The following is a 4339-nucleotide window of genomic DNA, read 5'->3' as shown; positions in this document are numbered from 1 at the left end:
ATCTGAACAATTTTGGCTTCCGTCTGATTAAAGAGGCTGCCTACGACCTTGTGTTCACCCTTGGCCGTCACAATGCGAACCGTAACGGCATCGACGAAGTTTCCGTGATCGCTTGTCTTTATTTCTTTTACGGAAATATGTCTCTGCTTGGCAAGATCCGGAGCGTTTACGAAGTTGACCGCATCCTGCAAGATGGGGTTTAAAGCACCTTTCAAAACAGCCGTCGTCAACAGGGCCGTTTCCGTTTCAGCCAACTTGCCCGAATATTCGACCGTAATTTCTTTCATAGGAGCTTCCGCCAAATAGACACCCATGATGCCCATTCGTTCCATTAAGTCGAAATAGGGACGAATGGTCGAGTACACGCCGGGAGCAATGGGTGCCATATTTACCGCTGTCGGCACCGGTTCGCCTTTAAGTCCGGCCATAATGCTGCGTGCCACATCGAGGGATACGCCTTCCTGGGCTTCTATTGTCGAAGCACCCAAATGCGGAGTAATGACCACATTGTCCATACCCTTGAAGGGATTAATATCCGACGTCAAGGGTTCTTCCGGGAATACGTCTACCGCCGCACCGGCTACCTTACCGATCTTTAAGGCTTCTGCCAGAGCGTGAATGTCTAAAACGGCACCGCGCGATACGTTAATAACCCGAACGCCGTCTTTCATTTTGGCAATTTCTTCTGCTCCGATCATGCCGCGTGTTTCCTTCGTAAGAGGTGTATGCAACGTAATGTAATCCGATTCGCGTAAAAGCGTATCCAAGTCGACGAGTTCACAGTTAAGTTGCTTACCCCGTTCTTCAGGAATGTACGGGTCATAACCGATGGTCCGCATTTCCATAGCCTGCATCCGTTTGGCAATGCGCGATCCGATACGACCGACACCGATAATCCCCATCGTCTTATCTTTCAACTGAATACCCGTAAATTTTTCCCGATTCCACTCGCCGCTCATTAACGAATCATGGGCCTGAGGAATATGTCTCGTAACGGCCAAAATCATGGCACACGTGTGTTCCGTCGCCGCAATCGTATTGGACGTAGGGGCATTAACGACAATGATACCGCGGGCCGTTGCAGCCTTTAAGTCGATACTGTCAATACCGACGCCGGCACGACCGACGATTTTAAGTTTCTTCGCCTTTTCAATAACTTTTGCCGTAACATGTGTCATAGAACGGGTAATTAACCCGTCATACTCTCCGATGCGTTCGGCCAATTGATCTTCGTCCAAATTGGTTTCCACATCAACCGTATATCCGTTTTGTCTAAGCAGTTCGACGCCTTTTTCCGACACGTCGTCGCTGACTAAAATCTTCATGACTTCATCCATCTGTCTTACCTCCCTTAGTGTGCCTTGCGGAAACGGTGCATAAAATCAGCCAACCGTTCGCAAGCTTCCTTTGTTACCGCATTATAGGTAGAGGCCCGACAGCCGCCTATAGAGCGATGTCCCTTAAGGCCTATGAGCTTTTCTTCAGCCGCTCGGGAAACAAATTCTTTTTCAAGTTCAGGTGTATCCAAATTAAACGTAATATTCATTAAACTGCGCGAGTCTTTTGCCGCATGAGGTCGATAAAATCCGTCGCTTGCGTCAATGGCATCGTAGACGAAGGCCGCCTTTTCCTTATTAATCCGCTCCGTTTCTTTAAGTCCGCCCCGTTCATCCAACCAGTGCAACACCTTATTGACGAAGTAAATACAAAATACGGGCGGCGTATTATACGTCGAATCGTGATCAAAAAACGTCTTGTATTGAAGCATAATCGGCAAATCCTGTCGTGCTGTCTCCAAGTACGAATGCTTGGCAATACCGATAACCGCTCCGGCAGGGCCCACATTCTTTTGAATGCCCGCATAGATGAAATCAAAATTTTTCACATCTACAGGGCGGGAAAGAAAATCGCTGGACATATCGCAAATCAGGGGCAAGTCAAAGTGAGGAAACGCTTGCCACTGCGTACCGTGAATCGTATTATTCGATGTCAGATATACGTAATCCGTGTCCGGCAACAGGTCAAACTCTTCAGGCCCGGGAATTCTTCGGAAGCCTTCGCCTTCACTGGTGGCTACGTCATATACGTCACCGTAAAAAGCGGCTCCTTCTTTAGCCTTTTTCGACCATACGCCCGTATTAATATAACCGCCGCGATGTTTTAAAAAATTGGCTCCGTGCATTAAAAACTGCATACTGCCGCCGCCTTGCATAAACGTAATACCGTATTCGTCGGGAATATTCAAAAGCTTACGCAACAAAGCTATCGTTTCGTCCTGCATCTTCTGATAGGCATCACTGCGATGACTGATTTCCACAATGCTCATGCCCGTATGGTTAAAATCCAGAAACTCTTGTTGTATTTCTTCCAGAACCGGTAACGGCATGGCCGACGGACCGGCATTAAAGTTATAAACTCTGTTTCCCATCATGTCCTCCTATGTGCGAATCTTTCCTGCCTACAGTGTAATAACACTGTAGGCATTGTTCTCCGAAGACCTGTGAGAAAAAACAAAAAACTCCCGTCCCTCATAGGGACGAGAGTATATTCCCGCGTTGCCACCCAGCTTGCCTTTCGGCCATCTTCGGTCGCTGTATCGGGCGAACCCGTCAAATTCATCATCTGCCGCTCCGGAGCGGAACGCCTCGTAACCTTGCCGACTTGCACCGACCGTCGGCTCTCTGAGAAGGTATCCGATTTGCTTCTCCCTCTTTGCGTTTCATTTATTACTTGTTTTAAAGTATACGAACTTTCCGGAACCGTGTCAAGAAAATACATAATAGACCGCTTTGTATTCGTCACCCGAATACTAACATATTTGTAATCTATACCTTTTCAGTCTTTCTTTGTATACTGTACCTATCTTATTCATCTTTTTTAAGTTACGGAGGTATTTCATGGCTTATACATTACCCGACTTACCCTATGCTTACAACGCTCTTGAGCCGTACATTGACGAAGAAACGATGCACTATCACCACGACAAGCACCATCAAACTTACGTCAACAATCTGAACGGTGCCGTTGAAAAGCACCCGGAACTCTTCAGCAAATCGGCGGAAGAACTCATTACGGACTTGGCGGCTATTCCCGAAGACATTCGCGGCGCCGTCAGAAACAACGGCGGCGGTCATGCCAACCACAGCCTCTTTTGGCAAATCATGGGGCCTGACGGCGGCCACCTGAACGGCCCCGTACAAGAGGCCGTCATAAAGACCTTCGGCAGCGAAGAAGACTTTAAAAAACTTTTCGCACAGGCGGCAGCTACCCGTTTCGGTTCCGGTTGGGCCTGGCTCGTCGTCCATAAAAAAGAACTGGAAATCATGTCTACAGCCAACCAGGACTCTCCCTTGAGCGAAGGTAAAACACCGATTCTCGCTCTCGACGTCTGGGAACACGCTTACTACTTGAAGTATAAAAATGCCCGTGTCGACTACATTTCCGCTTTTTGGAATGTCGTCAATTGGGACGTAGTGAACGAATTATACAAAAAAGCTCTGTAAACGACTGTTTATAGAGAAAGGGTCGTATCTTCGGATACGACCCTTCTTTTTATCCCGCGTTACATAAGGCCCAAAGCCGAAAGAATGACTCCGTAACCATGCATAATCAAACGCTGTACGGGCAACAAAATATACCCGAAGGCACCGCTCATAAAGAGAAGCACAAAAATGAGGAACGAATAACGTTCATATCCTGCCAACTTATATTCCCACTCAGTCGGTAAAAAGGCCGTAATAACACGCGACCCGTCTAAGGGCGGAATGGGGATCAAATTAAAAATTCCGAAGTTCACATTGTAAATAACAATGAGTTGAAAAACGATGATGAGGCCTTGTGAAACAGGTAACCCTAATCGCAAAACAAGGGCCGTCAAAAATAAAAAGACGAAGGCCGTCACGAAATTGGCCGCAGGGCCGGCCAACGCCGTCAAGACCTCTCCTTGGCGACGGTTGCGGAAATTGTCCGAGTTAATCATAACCGGCTTAGCCCAACCGAAGCGTGCTACAAATAGCATAATGAGCCCGATAGGGTCAATATGTGCAATCGGGTTTAAGGTCAGACGTCCCGTATACTTCGGCGTTTCGTCACCCATGGCAACGGCCATGCGGGCATGCGAATATTCGTGTATAGCCAGGGCGATAATGAGGCCGGGAATGCCGGCGACAAGGCCCAACAAATCAAAATCAAACATACTGTCCTCCATATAAGTAATCCGTCTTCCCGAAAAAGAAGACAATAACAGTATATCATACTTACAAGGCAACAAGCGATACGACAAAAAAGACTTCCCTAAGGAAGTCTTTTTTTACTGATTTCATGACGCATACGCGTCATA

General features: G+C 47.4%; 4 protein-coding genes. 1 reads left to right on the top strand and 3 read right to left on the bottom strand.

Going from position 1 to position 4339, the window contains the following annotated elements; all coding sequences use genetic code 11:
- A partial coding sequence (gene serA, locus PGX78_RS06390; RefSeq protein WP_270445942.1) for a phosphoglycerate dehydrogenase occupies positions 1-1325 on the bottom strand: 1325 nt, incomplete at its 3' end.
- A 26-nt stretch (positions 1326-1351) separates the two neighbouring features.
- On the bottom strand, positions 1352-2431 hold the full coding sequence (serC, locus tag PGX78_RS06385) for a 3-phosphoserine/phosphohydroxythreonine transaminase (RefSeq protein WP_270445941.1): 1080 nt from the start codon (positions 2429-2431) through the stop codon (positions 1352-1354).
- A gap of 466 nt (positions 2432-2897) precedes the next feature.
- Here serC and PGX78_RS06380 point away from each other — a divergent pair, with 466 nt between their 5' ends.
- On the top strand, positions 2898-3503 hold the full coding sequence (locus PGX78_RS06380) for a superoxide dismutase (protein ID WP_270445940.1): 606 nt from the start codon (positions 2898-2900) through the stop codon (positions 3501-3503).
- Between the two features lie 59 nt (positions 3504-3562).
- Here the strand turns inward: PGX78_RS06380 and PGX78_RS06375 are convergent, their stop codons facing one another.
- On the bottom strand, positions 3563-4195 hold the full coding sequence (locus tag PGX78_RS06375; protein ID WP_270445939.1) for a site-2 protease family protein: 633 nt from the start codon (positions 4193-4195) through the stop codon (positions 3563-3565).
- Positions 4196-4339 lie beyond the last annotated feature (144 nt).

Source organism: Megasphaera sp. AF13-6AC (genome assembly GCF_027685385.1).
Lineage (GTDB): Bacteria > Bacillota > Negativicutes > Veillonellales > Megasphaeraceae > Megasphaera > Megasphaera micronuciformis.
This window is presented reverse-complemented; position numbering and strand designations above follow the sequence as displayed.

Coding starts and splice junctions, on each gene's coding strand:
- PGX78_RS06375 (WP_270445939.1), bottom strand. CDS start 4,195: ATGTTTGATTTTGATTTGTTGGGCCTTGTCGCCGGCATTCCCGGCCTC.
- serC (WP_270445941.1), bottom strand. CDS start 2,431: ATGATGGGAAACAGAGTTTATAACTTTAATGCCGGTCCGTCGGCCATG.
- PGX78_RS06380 (WP_270445940.1), top strand. CDS start 2,898: ATGGCTTATACATTACCCGACTTACCCTATGCTTACAACGCTCTTGAG.